The sequence below is a fragment of the Phytomonospora sp. NPDC050363 genome, from assembly GCF_040655735.1.
Classification (GTDB): Bacteria; Actinomycetota; Actinomycetes; order Mycobacteriales; family Micromonosporaceae; genus Phytomonospora.
In genome coordinates this window covers 208,093-230,484 of record NZ_JBFAKK010000012.1, presented here as the reverse complement: position 1 = coordinate 230,484, position 22,392 = coordinate 208,093, and the positions used below count along the sequence as shown (strand labels likewise).

Sequence of the window (22,392 nt, the reverse complement as noted above, 5' to 3'; positions counted from 1 at the left end):
CGAACGGACGTTGGGCAACAGTGCCCGAGATCCATGGTCATCTTGACCAGATGTTAGAGCGTACCGCCGAGTACGGTGGGCAATATGACCAGCGAATCCCCGATCGACTCGCTCGACGCCCGGCTGATCAGGCTCCTCGCCGACGAGCCCCGCATCGGCATCCTGGAGTGCGCCCGGCGGCTGCACGTCGCGCGCGGGACGGTGCAGGCGCGGCTCGACAAGCTGTCCGCTCGCGGGGTCGTGCAGGGCTTCGGGCCCGACATCGACGCCGCCGCCCTGGGGTTTCGGGTGACGGCGTTCGTGACGCTGGAGATCCGGCAGGCCGGCGGGCACGACAGGGTCGGCCGGCACCTGGCGGGCATCCCGGAAGTGCTGGAAGCCCACACCGTCACGGGTGGGAGCGACATCGTCGCGCGGGTAGTGGCGAGGGACAACGCCGACCTGCAGCGGGTGCTCGACCAGATCGTCGAGTACGAGGGGGTGCTGCGGGCGTCGTCGGTGATCGCACTGGCCGAGCAGGTGCGGTACCGGACGCTGCCGCTGGTGGAGGCGGCGGGAAGGTCGGCGGCTTAGGACACGCCCTAGGGCGTGTCCGGGTGATCACTGCGGGGCTGCGGCGGACTCGTTCTCCCCCTGGCGGCACCGTTCTTTCGCCCAGGTACAACACCGGTACCAGGGCGCAAGAACGGCTTGCCAGAAGAAAAACGAGCCTCGCCTCGCACCCACAAGACCACCAGGACACGCCCTAGCCCCGCTCGCCGAAGGTGCGCCGGTAGGCGCCGGGCGTGGTGCCCAAGTGCGCCCGGAACCGGCGGCGCAGGTTGACCGCCGAGGCGAGCCCGACCCGGGTGGCGACGGCCTCCACCGGGAGGTCGGTCTGCTCCAGGAGGACCCGAGCGGCGTCGAGGCGCCGGCCGAGCAGCCATCGCCCCGGGCTGGTGCCGAGCTGTTCGGTGAACCGCCGGGCGAGCGTCCGGCCGGACAGCCCGGCGCGTTCGGCGAGGCCGTCGAGGGTCAGCCGGGCGTCGAGGCGGGAGGCGGCCCACTCCAGCAGCGGTGCCAAGGACTCGTCGGCCCGGGCCGGCGCGGGCTGTTCGGCGTACTGGAGCTGGCTGCCCTCCCGGTGCGGCGGCAGGACCATGCGCCGGGCGACCTGCGCGGCGTAGGCGGCGCCGAGGTCGCGGCGCACCAGGTGCAGGCACAGGTCGATGCCCGCGCCGGTCCCGGCGCTGGTCGCCACGTCGCCGTGGTCGACGAAGAGGACGTCCGGATCCATCCGCACCTCGGGGAAGGCGGCGGCGAAGCGGGCGGCGTTGCGCCAGTGCGTGGTGGCGCGGCGGCCGTCGAGCAGTCCGGCGTGGGCGAGGACGGTCGCCCCGGTGCAGATGGCGACGATCCGCGCCCCGCGGCGGTGGGCGGCTCGCAGCGCGGCGGTGACCGTCGGCGGGACCGGCGCGTCGGGCGGCTGCCAGCCGGGAACGACCACGGTGTCCGCCTCCCGCACGGCGTCGAGCCCTTCCTCGACGAGCATCGCGTATCCGGCGGTGGTCGGCAGGGGCCCGGGGCGCTCGGCGCAGACCCGGAAGTCGTAGCGGGGTGCCGCGTCCTGCGGTGCGGTGCCGAAGACCTCGGAGACGCAGGCCAGCTCGAAGGGCGACTGCGGCGGCGAGAGCACGGCCACCACACGATGGAGGGGCATGGCGAGAATGTACTCCAGGATGACTTTCCAGACTCTCGGCGGCGCGAACGGCGTCGGCGACAGTGGATCCATGAGCGACGACGTGAAAGTGCTGCGGGCCGAAGTCCGGGTCGACGGCGAACCGGCCAGTCACCTGACCGTCGAGCGGGACGGGCCGGCCGTACTGCTGCTGCACGGGACGTACTGGAGCCGGGTCTGGTTTCCGGTGCTGGGCGACCTCGCCGAGGCGGGGCTGCGGCCCGTGGCGGTCGACCTGCCCGGCCTCGGACGCTCGGGAGGCGGACTCACCCTGGAGACGGGCGCGGTCCCGGCGCTGGCGGACTGGGTGGCGCGCTTCGCCACCGCGCTCGGGCTTTCCGGGCCGGTCGCCGTGGCCGGTCACGACATCGGCGGCGCCGTCGCCCAGCACCTCCTCGTCCATGACCGACTGGAGGTCTCCCGCCTGGCACTGGTCAACTCCGTCACCTACGACTCCTGGCCGGTGTCGAGCGTCGCCCGGTTCCGCGACCCCGAGGCCGTCGCCGCGATCACCGCCGGCGAACTGCTCGCCGCCCGCCGGGAGGCCGTGACCGCCGCGCTGGCCGGTGCCGCCACCGAGGAGTTGATCACCGAGTACCTGGACCCGTGGAACGACGCCCGGGTCCGCCGGTCCTGGATGGCCATGGTGGGCGCGGCCGACCACCGCTACACGCGGGAACTGGTTCCCGCGCTGCGGCGGAACACCACACCCAAGCTGCTCGTCTGGGGAGAAGACGACGGGTTCCAGGGCGTGGGGTACGCCGAGCGCTTCGCCGCGGAGATGCCGGCCAGCAGGCTCGTGCGCGTGCCGGGGGCGGGACACATTCCCATGGAGAACGCGCCGGGACGGGTCGCGGGGGCGCTCGCCGACTTCTTCGGGGGGTTATGCGGGGGCGTGGCGCGAGCGGGAGTGGAGCGCGACCCAGGCCCGGGCGACCCCCTCCCCCACCCGCCCTCCCGCCGCTGAACGGCGGCTACCCAGGCCGCCGGCGCCGGTCGGCCGAGCGCACTGTCAGAATTGCGCGGGTGAGCAGCATCGAGCCCGGCTGGTACCGGGACCCGGCCGAACCCGAGACTCAGCGGTACTGGGACGGCGAGCAGTGGATCGGCAAGCCCCTGCCCGCCGACGCCGACGCACCCGACGGCCCTCCCGAACCCGAGCCCGAACCGCCCCTCGCCATCCCCGCCGACCCCGGCCAGCAGGGCCTCCCCGGCCGGGCGGACCCGACGTGGGCCCCGCCGCCGGCAGGCGTGACACCCGTCGACCGGCGTCCCCCGCAGGAGATGGGCCAACGTGGCGGCCCGGCCCTCCCACCGGGCTTCCCCCAGCCGTCCAGTGACATGAAGAAATACACCCTGGCCTCGCCGGGGCAGCGACTGTCGGCGCGGCTCATCGACCTCGTCGCGGTGCTCCTGCTCAACGTCGTCGTCAACGGCTACTTCATCTACCGCTTCTTCCAGGAGGTCACTCCGGCGGTCGAGGCGGCGATGCGCGAAGGCGGCCAGCTGGACCCGTTCACGCTCTCCGAGAGGGCCAACAACCTCCAGCTCACCATCATGTTCATCGCCCTGCTCCTCTGGTTCGTCTACGAGGTCCCGATGACCACCTACACCGGGCAGACGCTCGGCAAGCGGATGGTCGGCATCAAGGTCGTGCCCCTCTACGGGCAGCCGCTCAAGCTCGGGTGGGTCGGCCTGCGCTGGTCCTTCATGGCCCTGCCGTTCATGTTCCTGGCCTGCGGGATCTTCCTGCTCCTCGCCGACGCGCTGTGGTGCCTGCGCGACCGCCCGTATCGTCAGTGCCTGCACGACAAGTCACCCGGCACCACGGTGGTGCTCGTCCCCGCCACCGCCGGCCCCGCACAAAACGTGAAAGGAGACACCGATGTCTCGTCGCCTGACTCGCGCTGACCTCGACGCCCTCCCCAGTTACGTCCCCGGTCGCAACCCCGCCGACCTCGCCCGCGAGCTCGGCCTCACCGAGGCCATCAAGCTCGCCAGCAACGAGGTCCCCTACGGCCCGCTCCCCGGCGTGCCGGAGGCGATCCTGGAGGCCGCGACGCAGGTCCACCGCTACCCCGACATGGGCGTCCTCGCGCTCCGCGAGACCCTGGCGGCGCGCCTCGACGTCGGCATCGAACGGATCGCGACGGGCTGCGGCTCGGTGGCCCTGTGCGAGCACCTGCTGAAGGCCGCGACGGTCCCCGGCGACGAGGTCGTCTTCTCCTGGCGCAGCTTCGAGGCCTACCCGATCATCGCGGCGACGGCCGGCGTCACCGCCGTGAAGGTCCCCAACAAGGCCGACCACGGCCACGACCTCGACGCCATGGCGGCGGCCGTGACCGACAAGACGCGCGTCGTCTTCGTCTGCAACCCCAACAACCCGACCGGCACGTCGGTGCGCCGCGACGAGCTCGCCGCGTTCATCGACCGCGTCGGCCCCGAGGTCCTGGTGATCCTCGACGAGGCCTACCGCGAGTTCGTCACCGACGACGAGGTCCCCGACGGCCTCACCGAGTTCGGCGACCGGCCCAACGTGGTCGTCGTCCGGACCTTCTCGAAGGCGTGGGGCCTGGCCGGCCTGCGCGCCGGTTACCTGGTGGCGCAGCCCGAGGTCGCCGACGCCGTCCGCAAGGTCGTCACCCCCTTCTCGACCAACGCGTGCGTGCAGGCCGCGGCGCTCGCCGCGCTGCGCGCCGAGGACGAGATGGAGCGCCGCGCGGCGCTGGTGATCAGCGAGCGGACGCGGCTGACCGAGGAGTTGCGCAAGTTCGTCCCGGACGTGCCGGAGAGCCAGGCGAACTTCGTGTGGCTGCCGCTGGCGGAGCGCTCGGTGGAGTTCGGGAAGCACTGCGAGTCGCGCGGGGTGATCGTGCGCCCCTTCCCCGGCGACGGCGTGCGGGTGACGGTGGGAACGCCCGAGGAGAACGACACCTTCCTGAAGGTCGCGGCCGAGGCCGGGCTCTAGGGTGTGTCCTGGTGATCTTGTGGGTGCGAGGCGAGGCTCGTTTTTCTTCTGGCAAGCCGTTCTTTCGCCCTGGTACCGGTGTTGTACCTGGGCGAAGGAACGGTGCTGCCAGGGGGAAAACGAGTCCGCCGCAGCCCCGCAGTGATCACCAGGACACGCCCTAAGGCCCTGAGCTTCGGGTTCGAGGTCCCGGGTCCGGGGTCTCGAACCCGAAGCTCCCGGCGGCTGCCTCACCGACGAGCGCGAACCGGGATCCTTCCGCTCGCGCCGGGTCCGGCCTTCACCCCGAAGAGCTGCCCCTTACCCCTCGCCGACCTCCCGCAACGTCCCGTCCACCAGCGCCCGCAGTCCCGCCGCGTACCAGTCCCGCGTCGTCAGCTCCGGCCACTGCTCCGCGATCCCCGCCAGCGCCGGGTACTCGTCGGGGTCCAGGCTCCGCACCAGCGCGTCGCCGTACGTCGTTCCGCCCAGCTCCGCCCGGCGCCTCGCGGAGTTCGCGCGCACCAGGATCTCTCCCGCCGTGTAGCTCCACACCGCTCGGTACAGCGCGACCGCCTCGGGCGGGGTGCAGCCCGCGTCCAGCGCCGCGGCGATGATCGTCTCGACCAGCCACATCGCCGAGTCGCCGGTCAGGTCGCCGTCGGTGAGCACTTCGGCCAGCCACGGCCATTCCGACAGCCCGGCGTGCATCACGGTCGCGGCGGCGATGATCCGCCCGCGCGGATCGGCCGGCAGCGTCGGGCGCTCGATGGCGTCGGCGGCGTCGTCGAGGAGCTGCTTGAGCAGGTCCTCCTTGTCGCGGATGTGGTGGTAGAGCGTCGTCGGCGCGACTCCCGCCTCGGCCGCCAGCTTGCGGATCGTCAGCTTCTCCCAGCCGTCGCGGTCTATCAGCCGGCGAGCGGCGGCCATGATGTCGGCCCGCGAGGTGATGGGCGGGCGACCGGTACGTCCACTTGATTGACCTGCCACGACTCCATCATCCCCAACCGGGCGGTTGACGTCGGCCCCGCCCCGCGACTACTTTACGAACATGTTCGAAAAGTTCAAGCAGCGACCCGTCCTACTCGTCTGCCTCGCGGTCTTCGGAATCATGACCGGCCAGCAGATGGTGAACCCGGTCCTCGCCCCACTCGCCCGCGAGCTCGGCCTCGGCGAGATCCACCTCGGCATCGTCATGACCGTCGGTGCTTCCGGCGTCGTCCTCATCAGCCCTCTCTGGGGCCGCGTCGGCGCCCGGCGAGGCCACAAACCCGTCCTGCTGTTCTCTCTCGTCGGCGCGGGCGCCGGGCTCCTCGCGTTCGCGCTCATCGCCCGGCAGGGCCTCACCGGCGCCTTCGCCGTCCCGGTCCTGTTCGGACTGATCCTGCTCGCGCGCGGGCTGATCTTCGGCCTGGCCTGGGCCGCGGCGCCCGTCACCGCCGGCGCCTACGTGTCCGACGTGACCACCGGCGAGACGGAACGCGTCAACGGCATGTCCATGATCGGCGCCGCCATCGGTCTGGGCACCGCCGTCGGACCGGCCCTCGGCGGCCTCCTCGTGGGCGGCGGCCTGCTCGTCCCGCTCTTCGTGGCGCCGGTCCTGATCGCGGTGATCACCGTCTTGGTATGGCGCGGACTGCCCGCGCCCGACCGGCACCGCGTCCCCCCACCCGCCGTCAAGGTCCGCGCCCGCGACCCGCGCATGTGGCCTTTCCTGCTCACCGGCTTCGGCATGTACTTCGCCATCGGCGTCGTCATGATGACCGTCGGCTTCCTCCTCCAGGACCGCCTCGACCTCGGCTCCCAGGCGACCGGCCGCGCCACCGGCCTGGTCATGCTCGCCGGAGCGGGCATGATGCTCCTCGCGCAGGCCTTCCTCGTCCCCCGGCTCGGGTGGCGTCCGCTGCGGCTCATCCGCGTCGGCGCCGTCGTCATGACCGCCGGGATGCTCGCGCTGGTCCTGGCGCCGAACGTGCTCGTGATCGCCGTCGGCGTCGCGGTCGTCGGCGGCGGGATGGGTTTCGGCCTGCCCGGCTACATGGCCGCGCCGACGCTGCTCGCCGCGCGCGAGGAGCAGGGCTCGGTCGCCGGGCTCGTCGCCTCGGCCAACGCCATGTCCTTCGTGGTCGGCCCGCTCGCCGGAACCGCGCTGTACGAGGCCTCGCCGGTGGCGCCCTACGCGCTCTGCACGGTCATGCTCGTCGCGCTCATCGCCTTCGTCGCGCTCCATCCGGGCGTGCGGCGGGTTCAGACCGGGCCGGCCGAGATCCCGGCGTAACCACCGGCCAGGGGCGCCCGCGGCACGTGAAGAGGGCCGCAACCTCGATGGTTGCGGCCCTCTTCGTGGACCGGCCCGAAGACCGGTACCGCGGGTCTAGCGCTTCACCAGGTCCCCGGGCAGCGCCTTACCGGTCGTGCCGGCCAGGTCTCCGACGAGCGGCAGCCCGCCGAGCAGGTCGGTCGCGACCGGCATGCCGAACTTGCCCTCAGCGGGGGTCTGGCCGCCAAGGACGGGCAGGCCGCCCTTGGTCAGGCCGCCGACGACGGGGAGACCACCGGTGGCACCGGTGACCGTCGACAGCGGGCCGCCCGCCAGGCCGCCCGCGATCGGCAGACCACTGACGAGACCCGAAACGGGGTCCGCCTGCGGCTGCGGAAGCGGCATCGGCTGGTCGGCGGGCTTGTTCTTCTTCTCGGTGGCAACCGGCGCGTCGGCCTTCGGCGCGTCGGACTTGCCCGGCTTCATGGGCTTCGGCGCCTGCGGAGCCGAAGCCTGCCCACCGGTCAGGCCACCCACCAGGGGCAGGCCGTTGGCGAGGCCACCGACGGGCAGGGACCCAGTGAGGTCCTGCGCCGGGATCGCGCCCGCCACACCGCCGACGATGTTGCCGGCGCTGCTGTCCAGGCCACCGACCGGGAGGGGGAGCCCCTCGGCCGACGCCGCCTGGTCGAGAACATCCTGGACGGACATGAGGTCGGCGACGACGTTCTGCGAGTCCAGGCTGGTCACGTCTCCGGCGGCCGGGATCATGCCCAGGGGCAGGTTCCCGACCGACGGAACGCCGCCGTTGAGCGGCAGTCCCTTGCTGACGCCCTTGTCGACGCCGTGGGTCAGACCGCCGGCCATCCTGCCGAACGCGTCGGCCGGACCGGCTTCCTTGACGCCCTTGCGGTGGTGACCCTTGTCGGAGCCCCCGAACAGGCTGCCCGTGGGCAGCGCGCCGAGTGCACCGGCCGGGTTCGACAGCCCGAACGGGCTGTTACCGGAGAGAGCGCCCGTGGTCCCACCGACCAGGTCGGTGGGGTTGAGCATCTGGCCGAGCCCCGCGACACCCGCGGTGGGCGCTTGGGCCTTGCCGACGGTGGTTCCGTCGGCGGCCTGCGCGACCCCTGCCGCCAGCAGGACAACCCCGCCGGCGACTCCCATGGTGCCCACAGTGCGTGTAAGCCACTTGTTCATTGCATACCTTTCAACATTCGTCACTGCCGATGGGTCGCCTGCTCATCCCGCAGGCGACTACTGCGGCCTGTTCGCCGCCGCGAGGTCCGGTGCGCCGTTCGGCGCACAGGGCGTCGCGGTGCCGGCCGGGCTGGAAACCGGGCTGGACGGTTGGGTGCGAAGTCGCGGATTCGTGTGGCCGACGCCGATCGATGACGATCGGGGGCACGCGCAACAGGGGAGCGCACGTTGACCGGACAGTCGCCAGGCCGGTCTTGACACCCGTGCGCGCACAACGTTTCGCGAGGCACGCGGGGCTGGGGGCGCCGCGCGCACGTCGGCCGTCGCCTTGAATCCGGACCGGCGGTCCCAGGCGAGCGAGGCCGTCAGACACTGGCTGTGCCTCACTCGATACAACGAGCGACCGAATGGTTAGGGCACTGTCTGCGACGGAGAAATAACCGAGAGAGCGGATCTCTTGCGCCGGCGGTGTTCGCGGTGGTAGAAGCGCGGCGGTCGTACGTCCATGATCGACCGTCCTCGATCCCTTGGCGCCGCGCGGATAGCCTTTGGCTCATGCTGGCCCCCCTCGCCGCGCGGCGGCGCAAATCCCACCTGATCGTGTGCGGGGACGACGCGCTGGCCTTCCGCCTCGTCGAGGAACTCTGCGAGCGCGAGGAGCAGGTCACGGTCCTGCTGCGGTCGAAGAAGCGCGGCCACGGCCCGCAGATCGCGCGGATCTCCAAGGTCATCGTGATCGAGGCCGAGCGGCTCGACGAGGACGCGCTGCGCAGCGCCGGGATCGACAACGCCAAGTCGATCGCGTTCGTGCGGCAGGACGACGTCGACAACGTGCACGCCGCTTTGCGGGCGCGCGCGGCGAACGCGCGGATCCCGGTCGTGCTGCGGCTGTTCAACCTCTCGATCGCCTCGCGGGTGCGGGTTCTGGTGGGCGACTGCTCGGTCATCTCCGACGCCGAGATGGCCGCACCGTCCTTTGTGGCCACCGCGCTCGGGGAGATCCCCGACTCGCACGTCGAGATCGGCGACAGCCAGACGCTCTACCTGACGCGGATCGGCGCGCTTCCCGACGCCAAGACGGTCTGCGGGATCCGCGACACCATCGACGGCAAGAAGCTCGTCCCGGCGACGCATCCCGAGGCGCGGCTGGTGCTGACGCTGTCCGACGAGCCGCCTTCGGAGTCGCTGTCGCTGGTGCGGCACCGGGTCCGGCGCGCGGTGACGAGGATGTGGGACGTGCTGCGCGAGACCGTCGACCGCAAGCTGCGGATCGCGACGCTGGGACTGCTGCTGTTCGTGGTCCTGGGAACCTTCATGATCGCCGAGAACCACGAGCCGTCGATCAGCTGGCTCCAGTCGGCCTACATCGTCATGCTGACCACCGCCGGGGGCATCGACCCCGACCTCAAGGCCGCCGGCATCGAGCAGGTGACGCACATGCTGGTCGCCTTCGCCGGGGTGGCGCTGGTGCCGGTGCTCACGGCGTCCATTGTGGAGACCGTCGTCGGACGGCGGCTGGCCGCGGCGACCGGGCAGCTGCGCCGGCCCATCAGCGACCACGTGATCGTCATCGGGCTGGGCAACATCGGCGTCCAGGTGATCACGCAGCTGGCCAACCTCGGGGTGCCGGTGGTGGCGATCGAGGAGAACGAGCTGGCGCCGGGAATGGAGAGCGCGCGGCGGCTGGGCGTGCCGGTCGTGCACGGCGACGCCAGCCGCGCCGAGACCTTGCAGGCCGCGCAGGTGCGCACCTGCCGGTCGCTGGTGGCGGTGACCAGCAGCGACGTCGCCAACCTCGAAGCGGCCTGGAACGCCCGGGAGATCCGCTCCTCGCTGCGGATCGTGCTGCGCGTCGGCGACGGCGATCTGGCCATGCGCATCGATGAGCGCTCCGACGGCGCCAGCACTCTGAGCGTGTCCACGGTCGCCGCTCCCGCCTTCGCCGCCGCGATGACCGACCAGGACGTCAAGGGCACCATCACCGTCGACCGGGCGGTGCTGGTGATCGCCGAGGTCGAGGTCGGGCGCGGGTCCGAACTGGACGGTGCGCCGGTCGCCGCGATCCGGGAGGGCGTGGTGCGCACCGGGGTCTGGGTCTTGGCCGTGCGCGACGAGACCGGCCTGAACTTCTCGCCGCCGGCGGCGCGGATCCTGCTCGGCGGGCAGCGGCTGCTCGTCGTCGCCGGGCGCGCCGATCTCCGCCGGACCATGCGCCGCACGGCCGCCCCACCCGAACCGGAGGCCGGGGTTTAAGGGATTTGATCACCCTTGCCCGCCCGGCGACCGGGCCGGTAGACCTGTACGCATGCCTGTCGACCTGAGCGCGCCGTACCCGACCGTCGCCGCCCCCCACTTCGGCCTCGGCCACGAGGAATCCCGGCGGCGGGCCGTGGAGTTCGCCGACCGGCTCGCCCTGCGCCGCACCATCCGCGACTTCTCGCCCGAGCCGGTCCCGATGGACATCATCGAGACCGCCGTGAGGGCCGCGGCGACCGCGCCCAGCGGCGCCAACATCCAGCCCTGGCGCTTCGTGGTGGTCACCGACCCCGCGCTCAAGGAACAGATCCGCGCCGGCGCCGAGATCGAGGAGCGCGAGTTCTACCGGCGCCGGGCATCGGAGGAGTGGCTGGCCGCCCTGGCGCCCCTGGGCACCGACCACGACAAGCCCTTCCTCACCACGGCCCCGGCGCTCATCGTCGTCTTCGAAGTCCACAAGGGAGCCGGCGAGCCGCGGCCCTACTACGTCAAGGAATCGGTCGGCATCGCCGTGGGCTTCCTGCTGGCCGCCCTGCACAGCGCCGGCCTGGCGACCCTGACGCACACGCCGTCCCCGATGCGCTTCCTCGGCGAGATCCTGGGCCGTCCCGCCAACGAGCGCCCCTACGTCCTCGTGCCTGTCGGCTATCCGACCGCCGAGGCGCGCGTCCCCGACATCGGACGCAAACCCCTCGACGAGGTACTCGTCCGAAAGTGACAGGGCGTGTCCGCAGCCTCTCCGCGTCGTTACATCAGGTGGGCCGACAAACTCTCACCAGCAGGGGTAGAACGTGCGCGGACACAAGAAGATCTGGATCGGCGCTGCCGCGCTGCTCCTCGGCGGGATCGCCTTCGTGGTGGGACCCAACGCGTACGCGGGCGACGAGGAGACCACCATCGCCGCGCCCGCGCGCACACCGGCCGGGGCGGCCACCGTCGGGGTCGAGGAGGCCGCCGACGCGGTCCTCGGATACGCCGGTGAGAGCACCCGGACGCTGACCTATCCCGGCGCGTCCTTCGTGAAGGTCCACTTCTCGAAGCTGCTGCTCGCCGAGGGCGACTACGTCACCGTGTCCAATGCGGACGGTTCGGAGACGCACCGCTACGACAACACCGACGGGCCCGGCACGTGGGCGATGTCGGTCGAGGGCGAGCAGGCCGTCCTGGAGCTGCACCGCTCGGCCGGTTCGCTGCTCGGTGAGCTGCCGCTGTTCGGCGCCTCGGTGGACAAGGTGACCCGCGGCCTGGCGCCCGAGGAGATGACCGGGCCGCGTGCCCCGGAGAGCATCTGCTCGCGCGACGACAAGCGCGACGCGGTCTGCTACCAGGAGAGCGACCCGGCCGCGTTCAACCGCAGCGCCGCCGTCGCCCGCCTGCTCATCGACGGCACGACGCTGTGCACGGCGTGGCGCGTCGGCGCGAAGAACCGGCTGATGACCAACCACCACTGCTTCGAGTCGACCGGCCAGGCGCAGGCCACCGAGGTGTGGTTCGGCTACGAGTGCACCAGCTGCGGCGGCGAATACGCCCACGACCCGGTGAAGGTGCGCGGCGAGGAGGTCCTGGCCACCGACCAGGTCTACGACTACACGCTCTTCACCGTCGACGACTTCCCCGCGATCGAGGACTTCGGCTACCTGGAGTTCGACAACCGGGTCACCACTCGCGGTGAGAAGCTCTACATCCCGCAGCACCCGAGCGGCAAGCCGCTTCAGATCGCGGTGGACTCCGACGCCGACGAGGGCGGCCACTGCCGTGTCGAGGCGCCGAAGTACCAGGGCTACGAGGCCGAGACCGACGTCGGCTACAAATGCGACACCGAGTTCGGGTCCTCGGGTTCGCCGGTGATCGCGCGCTCGACGGGCAAGGTCGTCGCGCTGCACCACTTCGGCGGCTGCCCGAACTCCGGAGTAAGGGCCGATCTCCTCTGGACGGAGCTCAAGCGCCTGCTGTAAACGTTGCCCGGTGGGGCGCGGACTTCCGGCCGCGCCCACATCCCCGGGGGTGGGGATCGGCGCGGGAGCCCAAGGCTCCCGCGCCGCAAACGTGTCTAGAGCCCGGTGATGACCCGGCGCAGGAGCGAGTCGACCGGGGCGGTCGTGCGGTCGCCCATGTTGCTCAGCGTCGCCACGACCCAGTCGCCGCGCTCGTACCACTCGACGTTCGCCGACACGCCGGGCGCGCCGCCGTTGTGGCCGCTGATCCAGTCGCGGTCCTCGATGAGCGACACGCCGCAGACGTAACCGGCCATCGGAGTGAGGCGCGGTGCGCCGGGCAGCGGGGGAAGCGGCGGTTTCATCAGCTTCGGCGTCGTCGCGATGCGCGTGAACGGCTCCGAGAGGAGCACGTTCCCGAGCAGCGCCTTCTTGAAGCGGGCCAGGTCGGCCACCGTCGAGAAGGCGTTGCCGGCGGGGTTGCCGATGAAGAAATGCCGGCCCTCCAGGGTGTCGACGACCCGCCCGTCCTCCAGCTGGTACGGCCGCGCGATCGTGGGGTCGTCGCGCCATTCCGGCTTGGTGGGGAACCCCGACGCGGACATGCCGGCCTTGGCGAACACGGTGTCCCGCACGACGTCGTAGTAGCTGCGCTGCGACACCGCCGCGATGAGCGCGCCCAAGATGTAGTAACCGCTGTTCGAGTAGGTGCCCCGGACGCCGGGCGTGAACTGCGGCGTGTCGCGCCGGACGAACTCCAGACCGCCCTCCCACGCCTGCTCGGTGCTCGTCCAGGTCTGCGCCGCCTCGAAGAAACCGGGGACGCGCATGTAGTCGCCCAGGCCGGAAGTGTGCGTGAGGAGGTGGTGGGCCGTGACGCTGTCGGCGATCTCGGGCGCGAACCCGTCGACGAAGGCGCCGATCGGCGTGTAGAGATCGAGCCGGCGGGACTCCACGAGTTGCATGACCGACACGGCGGTGAACATCTTGGTGATCGAGCCCACCGACATACGGGTGTCGCTGCCGTGGGAGATGCCGCGCACGCGGTCGGCGAGACCGATGGAACGCTCGTAGACGGTGCGGCCCTTGCGCGTGACGAGCACGGTCCCGCCGAACTTGTCCTCCGCGTGCAGCGACTCGACGAGCCGGTCCAGCTCACCGCCCCGGCGCAGGGGCGCGGGTACGCCGCCGTGACCGGAGGCCGCCGAGGCCGGTGCCGAACTCCCCGCCAGTACTCCCCCGGCGGCCAGCGGTGCAGCGCCGAGCAGACCGAGGACGGAACGGCGCGAAGCCTGGAACTTGGGTTCTGAGGTCATCCGGCGACGCTATTTCCGCCGCCCGTTCACGCGCGTCTGCCGCAGGTCGCATGCGCGGGTATGTCCTGAGAGGTACGGCGGTCACATCGGCGGTCCCCGGCGCGTCACCCCGTTGACGACTCCGATGAAAGGCCCCGCCATGAATCCCGAGCACGAGTTCCTCTCCGAGCGCTTCACGGCCGCGAGGCCGCGCCTGCACGCCGTCGCCCACCGGATGCTCGGCTCGGCCGCCGAGGCCGGGGAGGCGCTCGACGAGGCCTGGCTGCGGCTCAGCCTCGCCGGAGAAAACGGTCTCGACACCTGGCTGACCACCCTCGTCGGGCGCGTCTGCCTCGACCGCCTCCACGGCCGTCGGGGGTCCACCCGGCCCGAACGCGCGCCCGGTCGGCACACGGCGGCCGCCGACTCGGTCGGGCTGGCGCTGCTGATGGTCCTGGAGACCCTGGAGGCCGACGAGGGGCTCGCGTTCGTGCTGCACGACGTGTTCGCGCTCGGTTTCGGGAAGATCGGCGAGGTCCTCGGCCGCACCCCCGCCGAGGCGAGCGCGCTGGCCGCCGGTGCCCGTCGCCGGTTGCGGGGTGGTGCGCGCGGTGGCATCGACGGGCAGCTGTGACGGCGGAGCCGCCGGCGGGAGTCAGGGCAGCCGGAACGCGCCCGCCGACTCGACGATCAGGCCGTCGGCGAGCAGGCCCGCCATGGCGCGTTCGCGGCGTTCGGGTTCGTGCCAGACGGTGTCGAGGGCGGCGCGGGCGACGGGGTCGGCGGCGTCGCGCAGGACGGCCATGATCAGGCCGCGGACGTGGCGGTCGGTGCCGGTGTAGCGCTGGGGTTTGCGGCTGGGGCCCTCGGGCAGCTCCTCGCCTTTGGCGTGCCAGGCGCAGACGGCCCGCAGGGGGCACGCGGGGCAGGCGGGGGCCCTCGCGGTGCAGACGAGGGCGCCGAGCTCCATGATCGCCGCTGAGGCGGTCGCGGCGGCCTCGTCGTCTTCGGGGAGGAGCGCCTCGGCGGCGCGGAGGTCGGCGGCGGTGGTGGCCATGCCGGCGTCGGGGTCGCCGGCGACGGCGCGGGAGACGACGCGGCGGACGTTGGTGTCGACGACGGGGTGGCGCTGGCGGTAGGCGAAGGCGGCTACGGCGCGGGCGATGTAGGTGCCGATGCCGGGGAGGGCTTCGAGTTCGGCGATGGTGTCGGGGACGACGTTGCCGTGGTCCTCGGCGACGGCGGTGGCCGCGGCGTGGAGGCGCAGGGCGCGCCGGGGGTAGCCGAGGCGGCCCCAGGCGCGGATGGCCTCGCCGGTGGGTTCGGCGGCGAGGTCGGCGGGGGTGGGCCAGCGGGCCATCCACTCCAGCCAGGCGGGGGCGACACGGCGGACGGGGGTCTGCTGCGACATGACCTCGCTGACCAGGACGCCCCAGGCGGTGGTGTCGGGGCGTCGCCAGGGGAGATCGCGGGCGTTGGCGGCGAACCAGTCGGTGGTCAGGCGCCAGATCGCTTCGGATTCGCTCATCGCGAACGATGGTCGCATGGCGTGTCGTGATCTTTTTCGGCGCGGATGGGGTTAGCGTCGCGCCGATGAGGACGATCGTCGGGCGCGAAAATCCGAGGACGTACTGGCGGCGGCGGGCTGCGGTGCTCGGCGCCGGGGTGGTGCTGCTCGGGGCGGGGTTGTGGGCCTGCGGCGGGTCGGGGGACGACCCTGCGGAGCCGTTGGCGGGTGAGCCCTCGGCGGTGGCGCCGTCGAGCGCTTCGCCGTCGAATTCCTACAAGCGGCCGTTCGTGGGAGGCGCCTCCTCGGCGCCGCCACCGTCGGACTCGGCGTCGGGCCCCGTGGCGGTGCTGCCGCCGACGGGCACGGTTCAGGGCGGGCCGTGCGCGGACGTCGACGTGCGGCTGGAACCGGCGCCGGCGACGGCGGTGATGCCCAAGGGCGGGTACCTGACGATCGAGTTCCGGGCGACGAACGCGGCGCCGGTGTCGTGCACACGCGACGTGGGGTCGAAGGCGCAGGAGATCCAGGTGAAGGCGGGGGCGGAGCGATTGTGGTCCTCCGACGACTGCGCCGGTGGCGGTGAGGTGTCGCGGCGGACGCTGCAACCGGGGGAGGTCGTGACCTCGCGGATCACGTGGGACGGCAAGACTTCCACGCCGGGGTGCAAGAAGAGCCCGCGGGTGGTGCCGTCGGGGAAGTACCAGGTGCTGGCGCGGCTGGGGACGGCGTGGAGCGAGCCGGTCGAGTTCACCATCGATTGAGATCTTTTCGGGTTTGCCCCGGATCTTGCGTGGTAACTTTGGCTACAGAGAGTTAGTTAGAAGTAGCTCAATGTCTAACGGGCTCTTCGACCGGGGCCTCGGCCCCGGCCCACCTTTGAATGACGGCTGACCGCCGCCAGGGCAGCACCGGTCACCGACTCGTCCGCCGACGTCACCGTCGGCGTGGTGACGTGCCGCCGACGCACACCGCAATACATCCCAGCGCCGCCGAGGACCTCACACCAGTCGACTCGCCGGCACGGATGCCCCTAGGGCGGTGTGGCGATGCCGACGTCGGGGACGCGCTGCCCCGACGACCGGCGGGCGGGCGAGCAGGCCGTGGCGTGCCGCGCTGTCGATATGCGCGCCGACGCCGCCGCCGCAGAGGCGGCAAAGGTGGATAGGACGGACCGGGTGCGCGTGCCCGGTCCGTCTTTTACGTGCCCAACTCCCGGGCGATGCCCGCGACGTCCTGGTACTCCCGCCAGTGCGAGACGAGACCGTCGCGGGACTTGAGGACCAGGACGAACGCGGCGGTGGCACTGTGGCCGCTCGGCGTGGTGCCGGTGATCTCGTACTCGGCGACGAGGGTGTCGGGGTCAGCGGTGCGATGGAGCGCGACGTCACGGAAGTCGTCGAAGCGGATCGGCAGCGCGGCACGGCCCGCAGCGGTGAAGGCGGCGACGGCCTCACGGCCGGCAAGGCGGCGGGGCGCACCGGGAGGGGCGAAGGGAAGGTCGAGGACGACGTCGGCGGCACACATGTCGGCGGTGAGGCCGGGAGCCCCCGAGAGGACGTTGGTACGAAAGCGGGCGTAGAGGGCCTCGGGGTTCATGCGCACTCCGGTAAAGTGAGTAGGGACTCAACTTGAGCGTACTGGTTTCAGACTGGCGATGGGGAGTGTGAAGGCAATGCGAGCCGACGCGCGGCGAAACCGAGCGCGGATCCTGGACGCGGCCGAGGAGATCTTCGGGGAGCGCGGGCCTGGAGCGTCGACGGAAGCGATCGCGATCAGGGCCGGAGTGGCGATCGGCACCGTGTTCCGTCACTTCCCGACGAAGGAGGACCTGCTGGCCGCGATCATGAAGCGGCTGCTGACGGAGCTGGTCGAACACGGGGAGACACTCGCGGCCGACGGGACCGGGGCGACGGCGCTCTACGAGTACTTCGGGTACGTCGTGGAGAGAGCGGCGGGAGCGCGCACAGTCGTGGGGGCCTTGCGGGCGGGGTCGGAAGAGCTCACGGCCAGGACGGCGGCGAGCAGCGGAGTCGACCAGGCTGCCGACGACCGGAGCAAGCGCGCGGGAGGCGACCCGCTGGGGGCGGTCGGCGAACTGCACGGAGTGCTGGAGACCTTGGTGGCGAAGGCACGGGAGGCAGGAACCGTCGGAGACGGGGTCACCGGTCGCGACGTGGGCGACCTACTGACGGCGGCCTGCCACGGGGCCCTGTACGGCGAATGGGACGAGGAACGGCGGGGAAGGGCACTGGCCGTGATGTTCGCGGGCTTGCGAAGCGCGAGGTAGCGCGGTGGGCTTCGATACCGAAACCCGCCGCTCCTCACCAAAACCGACGTACGAGTACGCGTCCTACGCGTTCGGGTCCCACTCCGCAAGCTGCTCCATCGGCGTGGCGTCGCCGGCGATCTCCAAGCCGTCGAGCGAAACACGCGCGTAGAAGTACAGGACCAGATCGCTCGCCGCACCCCGCATCACCATGTCACCCGGCTCCGCCTCGGCGGCGAGGTCGTCGCAGCGAACACCGTCGGCGTTGAGCGTCAGGCGCCAAGAACGCCCCTCGGCCGCGTGCAGGTCGATCGTCGCCGGCTTGAACGGCCAAGGCACGGTCGTCGCCGAGACGGTCGTCAGGAACTCGTCGACGCCCTCCACCGCGACGTCCGTCGGCAGCGGCTGCGCGGCCCCCTGGGTGAGCTGGGCGTCGTAGGTGTGAACGGCGATCTCCTGGATCTGATGCCGGGCCACGGCCCCACTCGTCCCCGGAGCCTGCGAACGGCCCCACCAGGTCCAGCAGCCGCGGTCCGGGCCGGCCTCACGCATCGCGTCGAGCATGAGTTCGGTCGACTCAGCAAGCCAGGCGTCCAACCCTTCACGATCGCGGGGCGCGGTCGGGGCACCCTTCGGGTCCGTCTTCGCCGGGGGCTGCGCACCCGGACCCGCCGCGACGATGGCCGCCTGGCGACGGCGACCGTCGCCGAGATGCTGCGCCAGTTCACGCAGCGTCCAGTCCGGACAGGACGGGACCTGAACGTCAAAGTCGGGGGCGGACGCAATCGCGGCGCGGAACGCGGCCGAGCGGTCTTCGATCAACCGCAGGACCTCGGGGAACTCCAAGATGTGTTGCACCCCGGATGTGTACCACGACGCTCCGGCCGCAAGGTAGCGAATATGGCGGGGGAAGCGCGCCGACGGCCGGGCAACGGCGGGGTCCGCCGGACGAACAGGGCGGGGGGCGAGGGCGGGAGGGCGAGGGCGAGGGCGGGGGCGGGGGCGGGAAGGCGAGGGCGGGGCGGGGCGGGGCGGGGCGGGAAGGCGAGGACGGGGGAGGGAGGGAGGGAGGGCGGGCGCGGGGGCGAGAGGGCGAGGGTGAGGGCGGGAAAGAGAAGGCGGGCGATGCGTGCGGCTGCCGTCCGAACCAGCGTGTGAGCCGCTGTTGGCCGAACCACCCCGTGTGCCGCTGCTGGCGAACCATCTCGTGTGCCGCTGCCGCCTCCGTCTTCGGCGTCCGCTGCCGTGCGAAGCACGGCAGAAACCTCGCCTGGAGGTGTGTTTCCGTCGGTCGGCCGGTGATTGGACCTACCTGGGGGTTCTGCCGGGGTCAAGGGCGCACTTCCCCTTGACCCCGGCAGGTTCCCCAGGTGCCCTTGAACAGGCCGTGAGACGGAAACACCCCACACACCCAACCCCAAACCTTCTGCAGGGTGAAGCGCCAGTGGGGCGCCAGCCAGGAGGGAGAGGCACCCCAACGTTTCCGGAGTGAGGCCCGGGGTCTGGGGCAGCGCCCCAGGAACTTACGCCAAGACCACGCAAGAGCCACACACGACGAAAGAAGCTGCGGCAGAGAAGGGGCGAGCGCGCAGCCGCAAGACGCAGAGGGACGAAGGGCAGAGGTGGAGGTGGAGGGACGAAGCGCGGAGGGGTGCAGGCGTGACGCGAGGCGCGAGGTCACGGAAGGGGCGAACGGGCCGAGGGATGTAAAGACGGAGGAGCGAAGCCCCAGAGACGTGGACGCAAGCCACGAAGGCACCGAGACGCGGAAGGCCCAAGCGTGCCCCAAGACGCGAGACGCGAGGTCACGGAGAAGCGGCGGGGCGGAGACACGAAGCCGCGGCGACACGTGGCGCAGCCCGCAGGGCACCAGGGACCGGAAGCGTAAAAGCAAACGCGGAAGGCCGGAGCCACCGAGACGTCGACGCAGGCAGGAAAGCGCGGAGACGAAGCCGCAACGCGCGAGGGCACGCCTGCCTGACCCCCCAGTCGTTAACGCTCAGCACCCCGGCACGAAGGCACCCCGGCACGAAGGCACCCCGGCACGAAGGCACCCCGGCACGAAACACACCGAAACGAAAGCACAGGCCGGCACGCACCCCTCCCCCGCCCACCACCCACCCACGCGAAGCGGCGCCGCCGGTCCTCACGGACCGACGGCGCCGCCGTCGTCTCACACCACCCAGAGCGGCCCACCACCGAAGCAGCACGCCACCCCAGAGCAGCCCGCCTACTTCTTCTTCTCGTCCCCACCGTTCGTCGTCGGCTCGGCCGTCAGGTCGGCCGGAGGCGCGTCGGGCACCTCCACCAACGCCGGCTTGTCGGCGGCGCGGAACGTGAGGTGGGAGTTCTCGATGTCGGTCGGCTCGCCTTCCACATCGACGATGACGATCTGGCCGGGCCGGATCTCGTTGAACAGGATCTTCTCCGAGAGACTGTCCTCGATCTCGCGCTGGATCGTGCGGCGCAGCGGCCGGGCGCCCAGAACGGGGTCGTATCCCTTGGTGCCCAGGTACAGGCGGGCGCCGGGGGTGGTCTCCAGGGTCATGTCCTTGTTCTTGAGCTGCTCCTCGATGCGGTGCAGCATCAGGTCCACGATCGAGACGATCTCGCTCTCCGAGAGCTTCGGGAAGACGATGGTGTCGTCGATGCGGTTGAGGAACTCAGGCCGGAAGTGCTGCTTGAGCTCGTCGTTGACCTTCTGCTTCATCCGCTCGTAGCTGGCCTCGCCACCGTCGTCGTCGGACTGGAAGCCCATCGAGACGGCCTTGGCGACGTCACGCGTGCCGAGGTTGGTGGTCAGGATGATGACGGTGTTCTTGAAGTCCACGATCCGGCCCTGACCGTCGGTCAGGCGGCCGTCCTCCAGGATCTGGAGGAGCGTGTTGAACACGTCGGCGTGGGCCTTCTCGATCTCGTCGAACAGGACCACCGAGAACGGCTTGCGGCGCACCTTCTCGGTCAGCTGGCCGCCCTCGTCGTATCCGACGTATCCGGGAGGCGCACCGACGAGGCGGGACACCGTGTAGCGGTCGTGGAACTCCGACATGTCGAGCTGGATCAGCGCGTCCTCGGAACCGAACAGGAACTCGGCCAGCGCCTTGCTCAGCTCGCTCTTACCGACGCCCGACGGTCCGGCGAATATGAACGAGCCGGAGGGCCGCTTGGGGTCCTTCAGGCCCGCCCGGGTACGGCGGATCGCCTGCGACACGGCCTTGACCGCGTCGGTCTGCCCGATGATGCGCTTGTGGAGCTCGTCCTCCATGTGCAGCAGACGCGAGGTCTCTTCCTCGGTCAGCTTGTACACGGGGATGCCGGTCCAGTTCGCCAGCACTTCGGCGATCATCTCGTCGTCGACCTCGCTGACGACGTCGAGGTCCCCGGCCTTCCATTCCTTCTCGCGACGGTCGCGCTGGTCGATCAGCTGCTTCTCCTTGTCGCGCAGCTGCGCGGCGCGCTCGAAGTCCTGCGCGTCGATCGCCGACTCCTTGTCGCGCCTCGCCTGGGCGATGCGGTCGTCGAAGTCGCGGAGGTCCGGCGGCGCGGTCATGCGGCGGATGCGCATGCGGGCGCCGGCCTCGTCGATCAGGTCGATCGCCTTGTCCGGGAGGTAGCGGTCGGAGATGTAGCGGTCGGCGAGGGTCGCCGCGGCGACGAGGGCGTCATCGGTGATGGACACGCGGTGGTGCGCCTCGTAGCGGTCGCGAAGGCCCTTGAGGATCTCGATCGTGTGAGCGAGGGTCGGCTCGTCGACCTGGATCGGCTGGAAGCGGCGCTCGAGAGCGGCGTCCTTCTCCAGGTACTTGCGGTACTCGTCGAGGGTCGTCGCGCCGATCGTCTGGAGTTCGCCGCGGGCGAGCATCGGCTTGAGGATGCTGGCCGCGTCGATCGCGCCTTCGGCGGCACCGGCTCCGACGAGGGTGTGGATCTCGTCGATGAACAGGATGATGTCGCCGCGGGTGCGGATCTCCTTGAGGACCTTCTTCAGGCGCTCCTCGAAGTCACCGCGGTAGCGGGAACCGGCGACGAGCGCGCCGAGGTCGAGGGTGTAGAGGTGCTTGTCCTTGAGGGTCTCGGGCACCTCGCCCTTGACGATGGCCTGCGCGAGGCCCTCGACGGCGGCGGTCTTGCCGACGCCGGGCTCGCCGATCAGCACGGGGTTGTTCTTGGTACGGCGCGACAGGACCTGCATGACGCGCTCGATCTCACGCTCACGGCCGATGACCGGGTCGAGCTTGCCGTCCCGGGCCGCCTGCGTGAGGTTGCGGCCGAACTGGTCGAGGACCAGCGACGTCGACGGGGACTGCTCGCCCGTCGCGGCGCCGGCCGTGGCCTGCTCCTTGCCGCCCTGGTAGCCCGACAGCAGCTGGAGGACCTGCTGGCGGACGCGGTTCAAGTCGGCGCCGAGCTTGATGAGCACCTGAGCGGCGACACCCTCGCCTTCGCGGATCAAGCCGAGAAGGATGTGCTCAGTGCCGATGTAGTTGTGGCCGAGCTGCAATGCCTCGCGCAAGGACAGCTCTAGGACCTTCTTGGCGCGCGGGGTGAACGGGATGTGCCCACTCGGGGCCTGCTGGCCCTGCCCAATGATCTCCTCCACCTGCTGGCGGACGCCCTCGAGCGAGATGCCGAGGCTCTCCAGAGCCTTGGCGGCGACGCCTTCACCCTCGTGGATGAGCCCGAGCAGGATGTGCTCGGTGCCGATGTAGTTGTGATTGAGCATCCGGGCCTCTTCTTGGGCCAGGACGACAACCCGCCGCGCTCGGTCGGTGAACCTCTCAAACATTCTCTCGTGCTCCTCACATACCTGCGACGGGGCTCCCGACGCCGGCCGGACCTCTATACCTCAGTGGCCCGGCGTGTTGCCGGTCCGGGTCGGTTAGTGCCAAGTGCCCGGGTCTTCACTCTATCGTCGGTCACGGACACTCCAAGTGCCCAACCTACGTGGCGGGCGGTGTGTTCCGCCGGAGTGTGGTTGTACGCCATCAGCGAACACGGGAAGCAAAC

Annotated in this window: 19 protein-coding genes; 11 read left to right on the top strand and 8 right to left on the bottom strand. The window is 71.2% G+C overall.

The features are described 5' to 3' along the window. The first annotated feature begins 84 nt into the window (after positions 1-84). Positions 85-573 carry an Lrp/AsnC family transcriptional regulator gene (locus AB0I28_RS29230; protein WP_357498665.1) on the top strand — a complete coding sequence of 163 codons (489 nt, stop codon included), beginning with the start codon at positions 85-87 and terminating at the stop codon, positions 571-573. A 172-nt stretch (positions 574-745) separates the two neighbouring features. On the opposite strand, the gene AB0I28_RS29225 is transcribed toward AB0I28_RS29230, so the two are convergent. Beyond that, positions 746-1,699 (bottom strand): helix-turn-helix domain-containing protein, encoded by a 954-nt coding sequence (locus AB0I28_RS29225; RefSeq protein ID WP_357498663.1) that lies wholly within the window; start codon positions 1,697-1,699, stop codon positions 746-748. 70 nt (positions 1,700-1,769) lie between these two features. On the opposite strand from AB0I28_RS29225, the gene AB0I28_RS29220 reads away from it, so the two are divergent. The 3 genes from AB0I28_RS29220 to hisC are packed head-to-tail and all read left to right on the top strand — an operon-like array spanning position 1,770 to position 4,685. Further along, the gene (locus AB0I28_RS29220; RefSeq protein WP_357498661.1) at positions 1,770-2,684 is read left to right on the top strand and encodes an alpha/beta hydrolase; all 915 of its coding nucleotides are present in this window, start codon (positions 1,770-1,772) and stop codon (positions 2,682-2,684) included. 59 nt (positions 2,685-2,743) lie between these two features. Further along, positions 2,744-3,628 (top strand): RDD family protein, encoded by an 885-nt coding sequence (locus AB0I28_RS29215; protein WP_357498659.1) that lies wholly within the window; start codon positions 2,744-2,746, stop codon positions 3,626-3,628. Further along, on the top strand, positions 3,603-4,685 hold the full coding sequence (gene hisC, locus AB0I28_RS29210) for a histidinol-phosphate transaminase (RefSeq protein WP_357498657.1): 1,083 nt from the start codon (positions 3,603-3,605) through the stop codon (positions 4,683-4,685). Before AB0I28_RS29215 ends, hisC begins: the two co-directional genes overlap by 26 nt. Positions 4,686-4,985: 300 nt before the next feature. Here the strand turns inward: hisC and AB0I28_RS29205 are convergent, their stop codons facing one another. Further along, positions 4,986-5,654 carry a helix-turn-helix domain-containing protein gene (locus AB0I28_RS29205; RefSeq protein WP_357498655.1) on the bottom strand — a complete coding sequence of 223 codons (669 nt, stop codon included), beginning with the start codon at positions 5,652-5,654 and terminating at the stop codon, positions 4,986-4,988. Between the two features lie 61 nt (positions 5,655-5,715). On the opposite strand from AB0I28_RS29205, the gene AB0I28_RS29200 reads away from it, so the two are divergent. Further along, positions 5,716-6,942, top strand: a complete 1,227-nt coding sequence (locus AB0I28_RS29200) for an MFS transporter (protein WP_357498653.1) — start codon at positions 5,716-5,718, stop codon at positions 6,940-6,942. A 96-nt stretch (positions 6,943-7,038) separates the two neighbouring features. On the opposite strand, the gene AB0I28_RS29195 is transcribed toward AB0I28_RS29200, so the two are convergent. After that, entirely contained in the window at positions 7,039-8,124 is a 1,086-nt protein-coding gene (locus tag AB0I28_RS29195) for a hypothetical protein (protein ID WP_357498651.1), read from the bottom strand. Positions 8,125-8,679: 555 nt separating this feature from the next. Between AB0I28_RS29195 and AB0I28_RS29190 the strand changes: the two genes are divergently transcribed. The 3 genes from AB0I28_RS29190 (at position 8,680) to AB0I28_RS29180 (ending at position 12,335) form a co-directional block, all read left to right on the top strand. Further along, positions 8,680-10,377, top strand: a complete 1,698-nt coding sequence (locus tag AB0I28_RS29190) for an NAD-binding protein (protein ID WP_357498649.1) — start codon at positions 8,680-8,682, stop codon at positions 10,375-10,377. 52 nt (positions 10,378-10,429) lie between these two features. After that, positions 10,430-11,098, top strand: a complete 669-nt coding sequence (locus AB0I28_RS29185; RefSeq protein ID WP_357498647.1) for a nitroreductase family protein — start codon at positions 10,430-10,432, stop codon at positions 11,096-11,098. 73 nt (positions 11,099-11,171) lie between these two features. Then, positions 11,172-12,335, top strand: a complete 1,164-nt coding sequence (locus AB0I28_RS29180) for a serine protease (RefSeq protein ID WP_357498645.1) — start codon at positions 11,172-11,174, stop codon at positions 12,333-12,335. A 95-nt stretch (positions 12,336-12,430) separates the two neighbouring features. Here the strand turns inward: AB0I28_RS29180 and AB0I28_RS29175 are convergent, their stop codons facing one another. Then, the gene (locus AB0I28_RS29175) at positions 12,431-13,630 is read right to left on the bottom strand and encodes a serine hydrolase domain-containing protein (protein ID WP_357498644.1); all 1,200 of its coding nucleotides are present in this window, start codon (positions 13,628-13,630) and stop codon (positions 12,431-12,433) included. Between the two features lie 139 nt (positions 13,631-13,769). Here AB0I28_RS29175 and AB0I28_RS29170 point away from each other — a divergent pair, with 139 nt between their 5' ends. Beyond that, a complete protein-coding gene (locus tag AB0I28_RS29170) occupies positions 13,770-14,243 on the top strand; it encodes a sigma factor (protein ID WP_357498643.1) in 474 nt (157 codons plus the stop codon). 21 nt (positions 14,244-14,264) lie between these two features. Here AB0I28_RS29170 and AB0I28_RS29165 read toward each other — a convergent pair whose 3' ends face one another. After that, the gene (locus tag AB0I28_RS29165) at positions 14,265-15,137 is read right to left on the bottom strand and encodes an A/G-specific adenine glycosylase (RefSeq protein ID WP_357498641.1); all 873 of its coding nucleotides are present in this window, start codon (positions 15,135-15,137) and stop codon (positions 14,265-14,267) included. A 65-nt stretch (positions 15,138-15,202) separates the two neighbouring features. Between AB0I28_RS29165 and AB0I28_RS29160 the strand changes: the two genes are divergently transcribed. Then, the gene (locus tag AB0I28_RS29160) at positions 15,203-15,880 is read left to right on the top strand and encodes a hypothetical protein (protein WP_357498639.1); all 678 of its coding nucleotides are present in this window, start codon (positions 15,203-15,205) and stop codon (positions 15,878-15,880) included. A gap of 436 nt (positions 15,881-16,316) precedes the next feature. On the opposite strand, the gene AB0I28_RS29155 is transcribed toward AB0I28_RS29160, so the two are convergent. Then, positions 16,317-16,715 (bottom strand): nuclear transport factor 2 family protein, encoded by a 399-nt coding sequence (locus AB0I28_RS29155; RefSeq protein ID WP_357498637.1) that lies wholly within the window; start codon positions 16,713-16,715, stop codon positions 16,317-16,319. Between the two features lie 76 nt (positions 16,716-16,791). On the opposite strand from AB0I28_RS29155, the gene AB0I28_RS29150 reads away from it, so the two are divergent. Beyond that, positions 16,792-17,406 (top strand): helix-turn-helix domain-containing protein, encoded by a 615-nt coding sequence (locus tag AB0I28_RS29150; RefSeq protein ID WP_357498636.1) that lies wholly within the window; start codon positions 16,792-16,794, stop codon positions 17,404-17,406. 63 nt (positions 17,407-17,469) lie between these two features. Here the strand turns inward: AB0I28_RS29150 and AB0I28_RS29145 are convergent, their stop codons facing one another. Beyond that, on the bottom strand, positions 17,470-18,231 hold the full coding sequence (locus AB0I28_RS29145) for a maleylpyruvate isomerase family mycothiol-dependent enzyme (protein ID WP_357498634.1): 762 nt from the start codon (positions 18,229-18,231) through the stop codon (positions 17,470-17,472). A 1,384-nt stretch (positions 18,232-19,615) separates the two neighbouring features. Next, entirely contained in the window at positions 19,616-22,171 is a 2,556-nt protein-coding gene (locus tag AB0I28_RS29140) for an ATP-dependent Clp protease ATP-binding subunit (protein WP_357498632.1), read from the bottom strand. Positions 22,172-22,392: the final 221 nt, after the last annotated feature.

Excerpts from the sequence above, each read along its gene's own strand:
- AB0I28_RS29225 (WP_357498663.1), bottom strand. The coding sequence starts at position 1,699 with ATGCCCCTCCATCGTGTGGTGGCCGTGCTCTCGCCGCCGCAGTCGCCC.
- AB0I28_RS29195 (WP_357498651.1), bottom strand. The coding sequence starts at position 8,124 with ATGAACAAGTGGCTTACACGCACTGTGGGCACCATGGGAGTCGCCGGC.
- AB0I28_RS29170 (WP_357498643.1), top strand. The coding sequence starts at position 13,770 with ATGAATCCCGAGCACGAGTTCCTCTCCGAGCGCTTCACGGCCGCGAGG.
- AB0I28_RS29200 (WP_357498653.1), top strand. The coding sequence starts at position 5,716 with ATGTTCGAAAAGTTCAAGCAGCGACCCGTCCTACTCGTCTGCCTCGCG.
- AB0I28_RS29185 (WP_357498647.1), top strand. The coding sequence starts at position 10,430 with ATGCCTGTCGACCTGAGCGCGCCGTACCCGACCGTCGCCGCCCCCCAC.
- AB0I28_RS29160 (WP_357498639.1), top strand. The coding sequence starts at position 15,203 with ATGAGGACGATCGTCGGGCGCGAAAATCCGAGGACGTACTGGCGGCGG.
- hisC (WP_357498657.1), top strand. The coding sequence starts at position 3,603 with ATGTCTCGTCGCCTGACTCGCGCTGACCTCGACGCCCTCCCCAGTTAC.
- AB0I28_RS29190 (WP_357498649.1), top strand. The coding sequence starts at position 8,680 with ATGCTGGCCCCCCTCGCCGCGCGGCGGCGCAAATCCCACCTGATCGTG.
- AB0I28_RS29140 (WP_357498632.1), bottom strand. The coding sequence starts at position 22,171 with ATGTTTGAGAGGTTCACCGACCGAGCGCGGCGGGTTGTCGTCCTGGCC.
- AB0I28_RS29230 (WP_357498665.1), top strand. The coding sequence starts at position 85 with ATGACCAGCGAATCCCCGATCGACTCGCTCGACGCCCGGCTGATCAGG.
- AB0I28_RS29165 (WP_357498641.1), bottom strand. The coding sequence starts at position 15,137 with ATGAGCGAATCCGAAGCGATCTGGCGCCTGACCACCGACTGGTTCGCC.
- AB0I28_RS29150 (WP_357498636.1), top strand. The coding sequence starts at position 16,792 with ATGCGAGCCGACGCGCGGCGAAACCGAGCGCGGATCCTGGACGCGGCC.
- AB0I28_RS29220 (WP_357498661.1), top strand. The coding sequence starts at position 1,770 with ATGAGCGACGACGTGAAAGTGCTGCGGGCCGAAGTCCGGGTCGACGGC.
- AB0I28_RS29155 (WP_357498637.1), bottom strand. The coding sequence starts at position 16,715 with ATGAACCCCGAGGCCCTCTACGCCCGCTTTCGTACCAACGTCCTCTCG.
- AB0I28_RS29175 (WP_357498644.1), bottom strand. The coding sequence starts at position 13,630 with ATGACCTCAGAACCCAAGTTCCAGGCTTCGCGCCGTTCCGTCCTCGGT.